This window comes from Kitasatospora sp. NPDC088779, assembly GCF_040685395.1.
Classification (GTDB): domain Bacteria; phylum Actinomycetota; class Actinomycetes; order Streptomycetales; family Streptomycetaceae; genus Kitasatospora.
Genome location: NZ_JBFBHW010000016.1, coordinates 28712 through 43118, shown reverse-complemented (window position 1 = coordinate 43118; position 14407 = coordinate 28712). Strand labels below are relative to the sequence as shown.

The 14407-nt window shown below is 75.3% G+C and carries 11 protein-coding genes; 6 read left to right on the top strand and 5 right to left on the bottom strand.

The genetic code is table 11. From position 1 onward, the window contains the following. Positions 1 to 68: 68 nt before the first annotated feature. Positions 69 to 2030, bottom strand: coding sequence for a DEAD/DEAH box helicase (locus tag AB0P03_RS17455; protein ID WP_363629528.1), 1962 nt, complete (start codon positions 2028 to 2030; stop codon positions 69 to 71). Between the two features lie 706 nt (positions 2031 to 2736). Here AB0P03_RS17455 and AB0P03_RS17450 point away from each other — a divergent pair. Next, a complete protein-coding gene (locus AB0P03_RS17450; protein WP_063347921.1) occupies positions 2737 to 3465 on the top strand; it encodes a ferritin-like fold-containing protein in 729 nt (242 codons plus the stop codon). A gap of 19 nt (positions 3466 to 3484) precedes the next feature. On the opposite strand, the gene AB0P03_RS17445 is transcribed toward AB0P03_RS17450, so the two are convergent. The 3 genes from AB0P03_RS17445 to AB0P03_RS17435 form a co-directional block, all read right to left on the bottom strand. Next, complete coding sequence (locus tag AB0P03_RS17445; RefSeq protein ID WP_363586741.1) at positions 3485 to 3808, bottom strand: hypothetical protein; 324 nt, start codon at positions 3806 to 3808, stop codon at positions 3485 to 3487. A gap of 134 nt (positions 3809 to 3942) precedes the next feature. Continuing rightward, positions 3943 to 4170: a DUF3107 domain-containing protein gene (locus AB0P03_RS17440; RefSeq protein ID WP_063347919.1), complete on the bottom strand. Its 228-nt coding sequence runs from the start codon at positions 4168 to 4170 to the stop codon at positions 3943 to 3945. Between the two features lie 141 nt (positions 4171 to 4311). Then, positions 4312 to 4962, bottom strand: a complete 651-nt coding sequence (locus AB0P03_RS17435; protein ID WP_363586740.1) for a TetR/AcrR family transcriptional regulator — start codon at positions 4960 to 4962, stop codon at positions 4312 to 4314. Between the two features lie 808 nt (positions 4963 to 5770). Between AB0P03_RS17435 and AB0P03_RS17430 the strand changes: the two genes are divergently transcribed. The 4 genes from AB0P03_RS17430 to moeZ all read left to right on the top strand — a co-directional run bounded on the left by AB0P03_RS17430 (position 5771) and on the right by moeZ (position 11051). After that, positions 5771 to 7450, top strand: coding sequence for a DUF3492 domain-containing protein (locus AB0P03_RS17430; RefSeq protein ID WP_363629526.1), 1680 nt, complete (start codon positions 5771 to 5773; stop codon positions 7448 to 7450). Next, on the top strand, positions 7450 to 8550 hold the full coding sequence (locus tag AB0P03_RS17425) for a hypothetical protein (protein WP_363586738.1): 1101 nt from the start codon (positions 7450 to 7452) through the stop codon (positions 8548 to 8550). Before AB0P03_RS17430 ends, AB0P03_RS17425 begins: the two co-directional genes overlap by 1 nt. Positions 8551 to 8669: 119 nt before the next feature. After that, on the top strand, positions 8670 to 9644 hold the full coding sequence (locus AB0P03_RS17420) for an NAD-dependent epimerase/dehydratase family protein (RefSeq protein WP_363586737.1): 975 nt from the start codon (positions 8670 to 8672) through the stop codon (positions 9642 to 9644). Positions 9645 to 9872: 228 nt separating this feature from the next. Further along, positions 9873 to 11051, top strand: coding sequence for an adenylyltransferase/sulfurtransferase MoeZ (gene moeZ, locus AB0P03_RS17415; RefSeq protein WP_363372596.1), 1179 nt, complete (start codon positions 9873 to 9875; stop codon positions 11049 to 11051). 60 nt (positions 11052 to 11111) lie between these two features. Here moeZ and AB0P03_RS17410 read toward each other — a convergent pair whose 3' ends face one another. After that, the gene (locus tag AB0P03_RS17410) at positions 11112 to 13868 is read right to left on the bottom strand and encodes a lysylphosphatidylglycerol synthase transmembrane domain-containing protein (RefSeq protein ID WP_363629524.1); all 2757 of its coding nucleotides are present in this window, start codon (positions 13866 to 13868) and stop codon (positions 11112 to 11114) included. A 143-nt stretch (positions 13869 to 14011) separates the two neighbouring features. On the opposite strand from AB0P03_RS17410, the gene AB0P03_RS17405 reads away from it, so the two are divergent. After that, positions 14012 to 14365, top strand: a complete 354-nt coding sequence (locus AB0P03_RS17405) for an MGMT family protein (RefSeq protein ID WP_363586735.1) — start codon at positions 14012 to 14014, stop codon at positions 14363 to 14365. The last annotated feature ends 42 nt before the right edge of the window (positions 14366 to 14407 follow it).

The following is a 14407-nucleotide window of genomic DNA, read 5'->3' as shown; positions in this document are numbered from 1 at the left end:
GCCGGAACGCCGGAGGGGGCGGGCCGGACCGCGAGGGGCCCGGCCCGCCCCCTCCGGGACGGGGTGCGTCAGCTCTCCGGGGTGGCCTCCGGCGCGGCGGCGGCCTTGCGGGCCCGGGTGCGCTTGCGCGGGGCCGGGACCTCGGTCGCGGCGTCGGCGGCCGCAGCCTCCGGAGCCGCCGGGGCGGTCGCGGCCTCGGCCTTGGGCTTGCGGGTGCGCGTCCGGGTGGCCGGCTTCTCCGCGACGGCGGCCTCGGTGGCCGGGGCCTCGACGACGGCCTCGACGGCCTCCGCCTTCGGCTTGCGGGTGCGCGTCCGGGTGGCCGGCTTCTTCGCGACGACGGCCTCAGCGGCCTCGACGGCTTCGACGGCCGGAGCCTCGGCCGGGGCCTCGACGGCCTCGGCCTTGGGCTTGCGGGCGGCGCGCGTCCGGGTGCGGGCGGCCGGCTTCTCCGCGACGGCGGCCTCGACGACGGCCTCGGCGGCGGCCACGACGGCCACCGCGGCCGGAGCCTCGGCGACCGGAGCCGCCACGGCCGCCTCGGTCACCGCGACGGCCTCGGCCACCACGGCGGCCTCGCCGGCGGCGGCGCCGCGCGAACGGCGGCGACGGCGGCGCGGGGCCGACTCGCCCTCGGTGCCCTCGACGGCCGGGGCCGCGGGGGCCTCGACGACGGTCCCGGCCTCGCCCTCGGCGACCGCGGAGCCGCCCCGGGTGCGGCGGCGCTCACGGGTGCGGCGCGGCTTCTCCTCGGTCGCCACGGCGGCCTCGGGGGCGCCGGTGCGGCCGGAGCCGCTGCGCGGGCCCTTGGCCCGGGCGGTGCGCGCACCGCGCCCGCCGGTCTCGCCGAGGTCCTCGACCTCCTCCGCGCCGAGCCCGGCCCGGGTCCGCTCCGAACGCGGCAGCACACCCTTGGTGCCCGGCGCGATCTTCAGCAGCTCGTACAGGTGCGGCGAGGTGGAGTAGGTCTCCTCCGGGTCGTTGAAGGTCAGCTCCAGCGCCTTGTTGATCAGCTGCCAGCGCGGGATGTCGTCCCAGTCGACCAGGGTGACGGCGGTGCCCGAGGCGCCGGCCCGGCCGGTGCGGCCGATCCGGTGCAGGTAGGTCTTCTCGTCCTCGGGGCACTGGTAGTTGACCACGTGCGTGACGCCCTCGACGTCGATGCCGCGGGCGGCGACGTCGGTGCAGACCAGCACGTCGACCTTGCCGTTGCGGAACGCGCGCAGCGCCTGCTCGCGGGCGCCCTGGCCGAGGTCGCCGTGGACGGCGCCGGCCGCGAAGCCGCGCTGGGTCAGCTGGTCGGCGACGTCGGCGGCGGTGCGCTTGGTCCGGCAGAAGATCATCGCCAGCCCGCGGCCGTCGGCCTGGAGGATGCGCGAGACGAGCTCGACCTTGTCCAGCGAGTGCGCGCGGAAGATGTGCTGCTCGATGTTGGCGACGGTGGTGCCGGTGTCGTCCGGGGCGGCGGCCCGGATGTGGGTGGGCTGGCTCATGTACCGGCGGGCGAGGCTGATGACCTGACCCGGCATGGTGGCCGAGAACAGCAGGGTCTGCCGCTTGGCCGGCAGCATGGTGATGATCTTCTCGACGTCCGGCAGGAAGCCGAGGTCGAGCATCTCGTCGGCCTCGTCCAGGACCAGCGAGCGGACCTTGGACAGGTTCAGCTTCTTCTGCCCGGCCAGGTCCAGCAGGCGGCCCGGGGTGCCGACCACGATGTCGACGCCCTTGGCGAGCGCCTCGACCTGCGGCTCGTACGCGCGGCCGCCGTAGACGGCCAGGACGCGCACGTCGCGGACCTTGCCGGCGGTCTGCAGGTCGTTGGTGACCTGGGTGCAGAGCTCACGCGTCGGGACGACGATGAGCGCCTGCGGGCCGTCGGAGAGCTGCTCCTCGGTCGCCCGGCCGGCGTCCACGTCGGCGCGCACGACGCACCGCTCGATCAGCGGGAGGCCGAAGCCGAGGGTCTTGCCGGTGCCGGTCTTGGCCTGGCCGATGACGTCGTGGCCGGTCAGCGCGACCGGGAGGGTCATCTCCTGGATGGGGAAGGGGTGGACGATGCCGACGGACTCGAGCGCCTCGGCGGTCTCCGGGAGGATTCCCAGATCCCGGAACGTCGTCTTGATGGGTTCAGCGGTGGTGGACAGGGTGCTGCCTCTTCCGTGTGAAAGGGGCCGAGAGCGAGCGGCGGGCGGGCAGCCGCACGGCTGCGTACGGGCCTGGCGGCCCTGATGCAGCTGAGCGGACGCACAACCGCGCCGGTCCCTGCGGCCGGCCGGTGCGCGCTGCCCTGTGCGGGGCGCGTCGCCGGCGGCGTCGGGGAGGATTCCCATGAGGGACCTGCGCGGGACCTTCGCCAGGGGGCGTGGTCTCGGCGGCCCTCGCTCGGCCACTGATGCGGTGCCAAGGCTTGAAGTCCAAGCCATGGTCGGAGCCGATCGGCTCTCCGACCGGGCATCCGCGTACGTGAGTACCCGTGGCTCCGGTGCGGACACGTCCGGATGGACGGTGCCGCTTCGGAGCGGGCTTGCGCGGGACACCGAGACGGCGGTGACACCGTGCGAACACGACGGGGCTCCGTACCACCATACAGTCAGGCGACGACTCGAACACGTGACGCGTCTGACATTGCCCCTCCCGACCCGGGCCGGAAGGGGTGTTCCGGCCGGTCACCCGGGCGACCGGCCGACGGCCGGCCAGGGTGGGTCCCCCGGGCCGGCGGGACTAAGGTGGCGGGTCATGGAGACCCATGGTGAGACGCAGGACGCCGCGGCCGGCTCGATCGGGGACTGGGCCGCGTGCTCGGCCGACCCCGGCTACCGGGCGGCGGTGCTGGACCTGCTCGGCGCACTCGCCTACGGCGAGCTGAGCGCCTTCGAGCGGCTCGCCGAGGACGCCAAGCTGGCGCCGGACCTCGCCGACAAGGCGGCCCTGGCCCGGATGGCCTCCGCCGAGTTCCAGCACTACCAGCGCCTGCACGACCGGCTCGCCGAGATCGGCGCCGACCCGCAGGAGGCGATGCGCCCGTTCGTCGAGCCGCTGGAGCTGTTCCACCGGATGACCGCGCCCTCGGACTGGCTGGAGGGCCTGGTCAAGGCCTACGTCGGCGACGCCATCGCGACCGACTTCTACCGCGAGGTCGCCGTCCGGCTCGACGACGACACCCGCGACCTGGTGCTCGGCGTCATGTCCGACACCGGGCACGCCCAGTTCGCGGTGGACAAGGTGCGCCAGGCCATCGAGGCCGACCCGCGCTCCGGCGGCCGGCTCGCGCTGTGGGGCCGGCGGCTGATGGGCGAGGCGCTCAGCCAGGCCCAGCGGGTGGTCGCCGAGCGGGACGCGCTGTCCAACCTGCTGGTCGGCGGCGTCCAGGTGCAGGGCTTCGACCTGGTCGAGGTCGGCAAGATGTTCAACCGGATCACCGAGGCGCACACCCGGCGGATGGCCGCCCTGGGCCTGGCCAGCTAGGGCCTGTCCGGCCCGGGCGTCAGGCCGGCCGGTGGCGCCGTGTGCGGTGGACACCGGCCCGGTGCGGGTGGTGCCGGTGCGCCGGGGCCCGCCCGGCGGCGAGGTCCGGCCGGGCCAGCGTCGTGGTCAGCACCGCCGAGGCCAGCGCCGCGGCCGCGATCGACGCCGCCGGGTAGCGCCCGTCCAGGCAGAAGTGCGCCACCGTCCCGCCGAGCAGCGCCGCCGCCAGGGCGGTGCCCAGGGTCAGGGTGCGAGCCGCCCGGAAGTACGCGGGCCGCGCCAGCAGTGCGGCCAGGCCCGCGGCCAGGCCGACGAGGGCGAAGGCGATCGACTCGACCAGCAAAACTGCCTCCCGGGGACGGGCGCGCGGCGCCGACGGCCGCACTGTCGCCGTACCCCGGCCGACCCGGCCGTACACGCAACGGTGCCCCGCTCCCTGGGGGAGCGGGGCACCGGGTGAGCAGCTCGGACGACGCCTCAGGCGGTGCCGAAGCCGACCTTGCGGGCGGCCTGCTCGCCGATCTCCACGTACGCCAGGCGCTCGGCCGGGACGATGACGCGGCGGCCGTGCTCGTCGGTCAGCGCGAAGAGCTTCTCCGAACCCTCCAGCGCCTTGGCGATCGCGCTCTGGATCTCATCGGCACTCTGCGTGCTCTCGATCACGATCTCGCGCGGCGTGTTCTGCACGCCGATCTTGACCTCCACGGCTTCCGTCCCTCCGGGGTTGCAGCCTCCACGCGCGGACACCCCGACCGCCTGGGACAAGCGTTCGCGACGACCGCGCCGTACGGCTTCACCATAGAGCACGGGATCACCGCGGCGGCGAAGGTCGGTGGATCACCCCTGCTAGAGGGCCTCTCCGCCCTCCGAGGTGGGGTGCATCGGGAAGCCCTTCAGCCCGCGCCAGGCCAGGCTGGCGACCAGTCGCGCCGCCTCGTCGCGCGGGATGTCCAGGCCCTGCGACAGCCAGTACCGGGCGGTGATCTGGGCCAGGCCGCAGACCCCGGCGGCGAGCAGCTTGGACTCCGCCTCGGGCAGGTCGGTGTCCTCCTGGATCACCTTGCTGACCAGCGTCGCGCTCGCCTCGGAGGCCCGCTCGACCCGCTCGCGCACGGCCGGCTCGTTGGTCAGGTCCGACTCGAAGACCAGGCGGAACGCGCCGGACTCGCTGGAGACGTAGTTGAAGTACGCCTCCATCGTCGCGGCCACCCGGAGCTTGTTGTCGGTGGTCGTCGACAGTGCGTCGCGGGTCGACTCGACCAGGGCGTCGCAGTGCTTGTCCAGCAGCGCCAGGTACAGCTCCAGCTTCCCGGGGAAGTGCTGGTACAGCACCGGCTTGCTGACCCCGGCGCGGTCGGCGATGTCGTCCATGGCGGCCGCGTGGTAACCCTGCGCGACGAACACCTCCTGGGCGGCACCGAGCAGTTGTTCACGGCGGGCGCTTCGCGGCAGGCGGGCACCGCGCGGGCGCTCCTGCGCCTCCTGGATGGCCGTCACGGCGCTCCTCACTTCGGTTGTTCGGGGCTGGCAAGAGGGCCGATTCTACTTTTCGGTAACCGCTTCCGCGTTCGGCGGGAGTGAGAAAAGGACCTCGGCCTCCTTGTCAGGAGCCCACAATACGGCGCTGACCTCGGCGTCGGCAGGGGTGTGACAGGGGCCGGAACGGCCGTCCGGGCCGTCGGAATCCGAACCTCGTGACGCACCGCACCGGCGGCGTCACCGAGCGCGGAGCGCGGGCCGGCATCGTGGACCCGGGGCCCCTCGCGGCGGCGAACAAGGCCACTCCCATCGTCCGCCATGAGCGGGGAGGCCGGCGACCGGCGCCCGGCCGCCGGCGCCGCCCGGTAACGGCCCGGTTCGGGGCGAGGTCACGCCCGTTCACTCGTTCAGGTGGCAACCAGGCATGTGACCGATGGATTGCCCGGGCCCGGTCCTACCTTTCTGCTGTCGGACCGAACAGGTGTGGGGGAGGCCGCGGACGCCGGGGAAATCCGGAGGGCGGCCGCACCCAGGGGGCCCGGCGGGTCGGGCCCGGCCCGCCGGAACGGGCGTGCGCCCGGGGGAACGGATCGCGGGAGGGGCGCGGCCGGACCGTCGGGCCGGACGGCCGCACCACCGCTCGGTGGTGCCCCGCCCCGGGGGAGCGTCGCGGTGTCGTACCCGGCCGACCGGACTCCTCGCCCCCGGACCGTCCCCGCCGCCGTGCGGGGCCGCCCCGGTGGCCACTCAAGCCGCTCAAGCCATCCGTCGATCCGCCCGCCCGTGATCCGCCCGCCCGTGATCCGCTCTGCCCTGGAGGTCTCCCGTGCGCATCGCCCTGCTCACCGAGGGTGCCGGCCCACATTCCCGGCGCGGCGCCGGAGGCTGGTGCGACCGGCTGGCCGCGGGCCTGCCGGAGCACGAGTTCGGGCTGTACCTGCTGACCGGCCAGGGTGGCCAGGGCACCGCCGAGCGGCTGTCGCCCGCCTGGCGCGGGGCGCGCGAGCTGGCGCTGTGGGGGCGCCGGCCGGGCGGCCGGGTGCCCGGCACGCTGCGCGGACGCCAGTACGCCCGGGCGTACGAGGACCTGGTCAGAGCCCTGGTGCTGCCGGGGGAGCGGGCCGGCTTCGGGGCCGGGCTGTACCGGCTGGCCGTCCTCGCCCGGGAGGACGGCACGCTGCCCGCCTTCCTCGCCTCCGCGCACGCCCGGCGCACCCTGGAGCGGGTCTGGCGGCTGCCGGGCGCGGAGACCTCGGCCGGGCAGCCGCTGGTCCGCGACGTGCTGGTCGCGGCGGACCTGCTGGAGCAGTGCCTGCGGCCGTTGTCCGCGCCCTGGTACGGCACCGGGCCCGACGGCCTCGGCGGCGCCGACCTGTGCCACGTGGTCGGCGGCGGCCCCGCGGCGCTGCCCGCGCTGGTCGCCCGGTACCTGCACGGGGTGCCGTTCGTGGTCACCGAGCACGGCCTGCACCTGCGCGAGCAGTACCTCGGCCACCGCGAGGCGCCGTACCGGTGGCCGGTCCGGGCGCTGCTGCTGGCGTACTTCCGGGCGCTGACCGAGGAGACCTACCGGCAGGCGGCCGTCCTGACCCCCGGCAGCGCCCACGACCAGCAGTGGCAGCGCCGCTGCGGGGCCGACCCGGCGCGCACCCGGGTGGTCTACGAGGGGACGCCCGCGGTGGTCCGCCCGGCGGCCGGGCCCGAGCCCGCCGTGCCGACCCTGGTGTGGGCGGGCGCGCTGGAGCCGGGGCGGGACACCGAGCTGATGCTGCACGCCTTCGCGCGGGTGCGCGCCGACCTGCCGAGGGCCCGGCTGGTGATCCACGGCGAGGAGGCCGAGCCCGGCTACCGGGCGCACTGCGCGGCGCTCGCCGAGCGGCTCGGACTGGCCGCGGCGGTGGACTTCGCCGGGCGGCCCGGCTCGCTCGCCGAGGTCTGGGAGGGCGGCACGCTGGCCGTGTTCTCCGCGCTGTCCCAGCGCAGCCCCCGGCTGCTCGCGGACGCGATGCTCAGCGGCCGGGCCGTGGTGTCCACCGACGTCGGGGTGGCCCGCGAGGTGGTCGGGCCGACCGGGCTGCTGGTGCCCGCCCGGGACCCGCGCGCGCTGGCCGGCGCCTGCCTGGCGCTGCTGCGCGATGAGGAGCGGCGCGCCCGGCTCGGGCTGGCCGGGCGGCTGCGGGCGCAGGAACGCTTCGCCGTGGAGCCGGTGATCGGCGCCTTCCGGGAGATCTACCTGGAGCTGGTCTCGCAGTACCCGGCCTTCCCCGGCGGCGGGGCCGGCGGCGCGGCCGGGGAGTCGCCGCGCCCGTTCGCCCGGCCCGCCGAGTACTGGCTCGCCGACGGCCGCCGCGCGCCGGACGGCCCGGGCGGCCAGGGTGCCCCGGACGCGGCGGACGGCCCCGGCGGACGCCACGGCGCCGGGCCGGCCGGGTCCGAGCGGCCGGAGGACGGGGGCGGTGACGCCGGCGCGCAAGAGCGCCCCGGCGCCCTCGCGGAGGCCGTCTGATGGCGGGCGGCGCGGCGCCGGGCGGCCCCGGGAGCCCGGTGGGGGACCCGGTGCGCGAGGTGATGGCCGAGCACCGGGCGCTGTGCGAGCGGGCCGTCGACCCGCTGGAGATCGCCGCCGGACTGGAGGAGGCCGGGCTCGGCCCGCAGGCCGCCGCGCGCTGCCGGCACGCCGACCTGTTCTCGCTCGCCGAGGAGCTGTACGCGCGGGTGCCCCGCCGCCCACCCGTGCCGGAGCCGCCGCGCGGCCGGGAGTGCGCCGCCGCCACCCGGGCGACGCTGACCGCCGCCGCGCTGGCCGCGCTGCCCTGCGCGGCCGTGGTCGCGCTCGGCGCCCGCTGGCCGGTGCTGCTGCCGGCCGCCGTCCCGCTGGTGCTGGTGCCCGCCCTGGCCGCGGACCCCGCCGCCGAGCCCGGCCCGCCGGACACCCGCCCCTGCGGCGCGGCGGACGGGCTGGGTCCGGCGCGGGCGCCGCGGCGGGCCGGCTCCCGGTGGCACCCGGCGGCGCTGGGGCACGGGCTGGGCCTGGCCGCGCTGCTGCTGCTCCCGCTGGCCGCGGCGGACGGGGACCGGCGGCTGACCGCCGCGCTGGTGCTGGCCGGGGCGGTGTCGGCCGGGTCGGCCGAGCGGGCGGCCCGCTGGTACCGGCAGGTCGGCCGCGGCCATCTCGGCGCGGCGGCCACGCTGGCAGAGTTCCGGTCCCGGATGCGGCCGGTGCTCCCGGTGGCGGTCGCCCTGCACCTGGCGGTGCTCGCGGTGCTGACCTTCGCCGCGCTGGCGGTGCTGACCGTCCTCGCGCCGCGCCCCGGGCCGGGCCACGGCGGGGGCCTGCTGCACCTGGCGGCCGAACGGGCCGGCGCCGCGCAGTGGGCGGCGCAGGGCGTGCTGGGCCTGCTGCTGGTGCTGCCCGCGCTGCTGGCCCGCTGCGGCCGGACGGCGGCCGCCGCGGCGGGGGCGCTGGCCGGGCCCGCCGTGGCGCTCGGGCTGCTCGCCCTGGGCCGTTCCGGGCCGACGGCCGGGGTGCTCGGCGGCGGCGCGGTCGCCGCGGTGCTGCTGGCGTACGCCTGGGCCGTGCTCGGCCGGGCCGGTTCGCACCGCTGAGCCCCGCCCGCCGGTGCGGCCCCGGGTGCCGCCCCCTTCTCTCTGCTCTCACTCAGTCCGCTCTTGATTTTCAGTCCGCCAGGTCGTCCCCGACCTCGCTTCGTGGAAGGACGCCCCCGATGAGGGTGCTGCTGCTGGGCGCCGACGGTTTCATCGGCCGCCGGGTCACCGATCGTCTGCTCATGGACCAGGAGTTGCAGGTGACGGTGCTCGGCCGGCGCGACTCGGCCGACATCCGCTTCGACCTGACCACCGGAAGCCCGGGCGCGCTGGCCCGGTTCCTGGACGCGGTCGTGCCGCAGGTGGTGATCAACTGCGCGGGCGCCACCTACGGCAGCTCGCGCACCCTGATCCGGTCGAACACGCTGGCCGTCGCCACCGTCTGCGAGGCGATCCGGCGCAGCCGGGAGCCGGCCCGGCTGGTGCACGTCGGCTCGGCCGCCGAGTACGGCCCGGTGCCGGGCGGGGTGCCGGTGTCGGAGCAGGCCGAGCCGCGGCCGGTCGGCCCGTACGGGGTGTCCAAGCTGGCCGGGACGGAGCTGGTGCTGGCGTCGGGCCTGGACGCGGCGGTGCTGCGGGTGTTCGACGTGGTGGGCCCGGGGGCGCCGACCGCCTCGCTGTTCGGGCGGCTCGCGGAGGGGCTGCGGCGGGCCCTGGAGCGGGACGAAACCCAGGTGCGGATGCCGGACCTGTCCGGATACCGGGATTTCGTGGACGTGCGGGACGTCGCGCGGGCGATTCAGGCGGCGGCGGTGTCGGCCGCCACCGGGGTGGTCAACATCGGCAGCGGGCACGCCGTCCGGGCCCGGGACGCGGCCCAGCTGCTGGTCCGGGCGTCCGGCTTCGAGGGGGCGATCGTCGAGGAGAACCGCCAGGTCCTGCTGCCCGCGCAGGCCGGCGGCCCGGTCGGCGACCACCTGCCCGGCCACCACCTGCCGGGCCACCGGCCGGAGGGCCGGGTCGCGGCGGGGGAGCCGGTGCCGTGGCGGCAGGCGGACGTGCGCACCGCCCGGGACCGTCTCGGCTGGCGGACACAGGTGCCGCTGGAGGAGTCGCTCGGGGACGTCTGGCTGGAGACGGCCTGCCGGGTCTGAGCGGCCACCGGGAGCGCCCCGGGCCTGTCGGCACAGGCCGGGGGCGCTTTTCCGGGCTCCGGCGGGCGGTCCCACGATCCGACGCCGGCCGTCTCGCCCATCGGACGAGCTGTCTCGGAATACCGGAGGGGCGTGACACTGTTGGCCTAGGAGCCACCCGCGTGGCGGCGCAGCAACCACCATGAGGCTGGCCCAGGCCACCTGAACCAGACACCCATCGGAGTCCCCGTGTCGTTGCCACCCCTGGTCGAGCCGGCCGACGAGCTCACCGTTGACGAGGTCCGCAGGTACTCCCGCCACCTGATCATCCCCGACGTGGGCATGGCCGGGCAGAAGCGGCTGAAGAACGCCAAGGTGCTGTGCGTCGGCGCCGGCGGCCTGGGCTCGCCCGCGCTGATGTACCTGGCCGCGGCCGGTGTCGGCACGCTGGGCATCGTCGAGTTCGACGTGGTCGACGAGTCGAACCTCCAGCGCCAGATCATCCACGGCCAGTCGGACGTGGGCCGCTCCAAGGCGGAGTCGGCGCGGGACTCGGTCAAGGAGATCAACCCCTACGTCGACGTGATCCTCCACGAGGAGCGCCTCGACAACTCCAACGTCATGGAGATCTTCTCCGGCTACGACCTGATCGTGGACGGCACCGACAACTTCGCCACCCGCTACCTGGTGAACGACGCCGCGGTGCTGCTCGGCAAGCCGTACGTGTGGGGCTCGATCTACCGCTTCGACGGCCAGGCCAGCGTGTTCTGGGCCGAGCACGGCCCCTGCTACCGCTGCCTCTACCCGGAGGCCCCGCCGGCGGGCATGGTCCCCTCCTGCGCCGAGGGCGGCGTGCTGGGCGTGCTGTGCGCGTCCATCGGCTCGATCCAGGTCACCGAGGCGATCAAGCTGCTGGCCGGCGTGGGTGACCCGCTGGTCGGCCGGCTGATGATCTACGACGCCCTGGAGATGAACTACCGCCAGGTGAAGGTCCGCAAGGACCCGGACTGCGCCGTCTGCTCCGAGCACCCGACGGTCACCGAGCTGATCGACTACGAGGCCTTCTGCGGCGTCGTGTCGGAGGAGGCGCAGGCCGCCGCCGCCGGCTCGACCGTCACCTCGGCGCAGCTCAAGCAGTGGCAGGACGACAAGGAGGACATCTTCCTGATCGACGTCCGCGAGCCCGGCGAGTACGAGATCGTCAACATCCCCGGCGCGGTGCTGATCCCGAAGAACGAGTTCCTCATGGGCGACGCCCTGGAGAAGCTGCCGCAGGACCGCAAGATCGTGCTGCACTGCAAGTCGGGCGTGCGCTCGGCCGAGGTGCTGGCCGTGGTCAAGGCGGCCGGCTTCGCCAACGCCGTCCACCTGGGCGGCGGCGTGCTCGGCTGGGTCAACCAGATCGAGCCGCACAAGCCGGTCTACTAGAACGCCGGAACGCACCGGAAGGGCCCGCCTCGGCGGGCCCTTCCGCGTATCCGGTGGACGTCAGAGCGCGCCGCGGCGCTGCAGCACGTTGTAGGAGATCCAGCCCGGCAGCACCGGCAGCCAGAAGGTGAGCGCCCGGTAGAGGAAGACCGCCGGGGTGGCGACCGCCGGCGACACGTCCGCGACCGTCAGGGCGCCGATCAGGGCGACCTCGACCGGGCCGATGCCTCCCGGGGTGGGGATCGCCGAGCCGGCCGCGTTGGCGGTCAGGAAGACCACCGCGACCGCCGAGAAGCTGACGTCGCCGCCGAAGGCCTGAACCGAGGCGTCCAGGCAGGCGGTGAAGGACAGGGTCAGCAGCAGGATGCCGCCGAAGCCGGTGACCAGCTTGCTGGGCGTCTGCATCAGGTCGAGCATCCGCGGCACCACGCCGAAGAACAGCGAACGCAGCCGGCCCAGCACGAACCGGCGCAGCGGCGCGACCGCCGCCACCACCAGGGCGAGCACGGCGGCGGTCAGCACGCCGATGATCACCGCGCGGGAGGCGGACAGGTCGCCGTTGGTCTGGCTGCCGGTGATCAGGCCGAAGCTGAACAGCAGCAGCAGGTGCCCGGCCAGGCCGGCCAGCTGGGAGGCGCCGACCGAGGCCACCGCCTGGCCGGAGCGGATCCCGGCCTTCTGCAGGTAGCGGGTGTTGAGCGCGATGCCGCCGATCGCGGCGGGCGCGACCAGCTTGACGAAGGAGCCGGCCAGCTGGGCCGCGACGGTGCGCCGGAACGGCAGCTTCTCCGGGACGAATCCGGTCAGGCTCATCGCGGCGGCGACGTAGCTGAACGCGGCCGCCAGCAGGGCCGCCGCCGCCCAGACCCAGTCCATCTGGGAGAGCTTGAGCTGGGCCGGCTTGATGGTGGTCAGCGCCAGGTAGGCGGCGAAGGTGAGCGCGATCACCATGATCAGGCTCTTCGGCTTCAGCCGCTCCAGCTTGGCCGGCTCCATCGGCGCCTCGGGGGCGATCTGGAGGATCTGGCCGCGGATGCGGCTCAGCAGGTCCTCGCCGGCCACCGCGATGTCCTCCTCGGCCTGCTGCTGGGTGCGCTCGCCGGCCGCGACCTGCTCCAGCGCCCTGGCCCGGGCGACGGTCTTGCGCTCCTTGGTGAGCCGCGCGAGGTCGACCCTGGTGGAGCGGCTCATCCCGACCGGCTGGAGCAGCGGCAGCGCCTGGGCGACCCGGTCGGCGCCGAGCACCGCGTTGGCGGTGGCGACGGCCCGCTCCGGGCCGATCCGCAGCGCGAAGGTGGTGACCAGCTGGGCGACGTCGATGCGCAGCGTCAGGTCGGTGGCGGCGATGTCGCCGCCGGAGAGGTTGACCAGGCAGGCCGTCTTCTCGTCCACCACCAGCAGCGACTCGCCGGTCAGCCGGCGGTGGGCGATCCGGCGCTCGTGCAGGGCCGCCACCGACTCCCAGAGCGAGGCCATCACCTGGTCGGTGACCTCCTCGTCGGAGAGCTCGTCCAGGATGCGGCCCTCGACCTTGCCGTAGACCAGGATCGCGGCGTCCGGACCCAGCTCGGAGGTGGCGACCAGCTGCGGCGCGCGGGCGCCCGACGCGGCCGCCGCGTAGGCGATCAGGGCCTCCTGCTCCAGCGCCTGGCGCAGCGACTGCGGGCTGCGGCGCACCGCCACCGAGCGCAGCCGCAGCCGCCGCCAGGCCCGGTAGAAGAAGCCGGAGGCCTGCTGCTCGCGGTCGATGATGTGGACGTCCAGCGGCGGGCCGCTCTGCTGGGTGACGTAGTAGCGGCGGGTGCCGCCGGGCGCGTCCGGGGCGCGGTGGGCGCTCTCCGGGGTGAAGCCGACCTTGCGCAGGCCGATCATCAGGTGCTGGCCGGTGGGCCGGATGTTCGGGGAGCCGATCGCGTACAGCGTGCCGTACGCGACGGACCAGCCGATCAGGACGGTGAGCAGCAGCGACAGCGGGGTGGTGTAGCCGCCGAGCAGTTCGGTGATCCCGCTGAAGACCACCACCACCCACAGGGCGACCCGCCACCGGGGGCGGCTCGACATGCCGACCGCGGTCATGTAGGCGATCACCGGGGCGAGGTAGCCGTGCACCGGGTCGGTGAGGGTGCCGTTGCTGTCCATCGGCAGCCTGGTCAGCGCGTCCCGGATGTGGTCGGAGGCGCCTTCGGCCACCCACCAGTCGATGCCCAGCGAGACGCCGTAGGCGAGCACCGAGGCGAGCACGCCGTCGGCGACCCGCAGGCCGTCGCGTTTGATCAGCCGCTCGACCGCGAAGGCCAGCGGCACGGCGAGCACCGCGACGCTGGAGAGCAGGCCGGTGATCGTGGAGAGCACCGCGGAGAAGTGCGGCGCGTTGGTGGCGATGTCCTGTTCGATGCCGGTGGTGGTCGAGGTGGCGATGCCCGCCAGCACGAAGACGGCGACTATGCCGAAGACGCCGGCCAGGAAGCGGATCAGGTCGGACGGGCGGTGCGCCCGGGCGGCGAGCAGTGGCTCGTCGACGTCCAGGTGCGGGGTGCCGTCCAGCGGGTCGTGGTAGTCGGGCAGCGGGCGCCGGGCCGGCGGTTCGGCAGCCGCCGGTCCGGGGACGGCCGGTTCCCCGGGGGCCTCGGCGGGTTCGGCGGCTTCGGCGGGTTCTTCGGAGGCCTCGGCGGGCGCGGGGGTCTTGATCGTCAGGTCCTTGATCAGGGAGACTTCCGGCGTCGGCCCGGTCGCGGGCCCACCACCGGGAGCCGAGGGCACGGCGGCGGCGGACTCGTCGGAGTCCTCGTCCACACCCACGTCAGCCGTCCCGGTCATCTGGTCTTGTCCTCGTATCACCACTCACCGCCCCGAAGATGGTGGCATGCCTCGGCGCCCCGTGCTGGACAGGGGCCGGATCGGGCGCGGCGGATCGTTCGTACGGGGCCGCGGGTGCGCCCCCGTGAGGAAGAATGCCGCAGGTGACGGACGTAACAGACGACGGCCTCCCGGACACCCTGCCGCCCTTCGCCGAACTGGTGCTCGACCTGACCGAGCGGATTCCACCCGGCAGGGTGATGACCTACGGGGACGTTGCCGAGTACCTCGGCCAGGGCGGCCCCCGGCAGGTCGGCCGGGTGATGGCCCTGTACGGCGGCTCGGTCCCCTGGTGGCGGGTCATCCGCGCCGACGGCCGCTTCCTGCCCGGGCACGAGCACCGCGCCCTCGCCCACTACGGCGAGGAAGGCACCCCGCTGCGCGAACTCGCCGACCCGCCCCGGGTCGACCTGCGCCGGGCCCGCTGGGACGGACGGGAGCCGGGCACCGCGCGATGAGGCCGCCGCGGAACGCGCGACGAGGCCGCCGCGGACCGGGTC

What these genes read in the sequence shown, in the direction of transcription:
- AB0P03_RS17455 (WP_363629528.1), bottom strand. Translation starts at nt 2,030, where the DNA reads ATGACCCTCCCGGTCGCGCTGACCGGCCACGACGTCATCGGCCAGGCC.
- AB0P03_RS17450 (WP_063347921.1), top strand. Translation starts at nt 2,737, where the DNA reads ATGGAGACCCATGGTGAGACGCAGGACGCCGCGGCCGGCTCGATCGGG.
- AB0P03_RS17425 (WP_363586738.1), top strand. Translation starts at nt 7,450, where the DNA reads ATGGCGGGCGGCGCGGCGCCGGGCGGCCCCGGGAGCCCGGTGGGGGAC.
- AB0P03_RS17420 (WP_363586737.1), top strand. Translation starts at nt 8,670, where the DNA reads ATGAGGGTGCTGCTGCTGGGCGCCGACGGTTTCATCGGCCGCCGGGTC.
- AB0P03_RS17410 (WP_363629524.1), bottom strand. Translation starts at nt 13,868, where the DNA reads ATGACCGGGACGGCTGACGTGGGTGTGGACGAGGACTCCGACGAGTCC.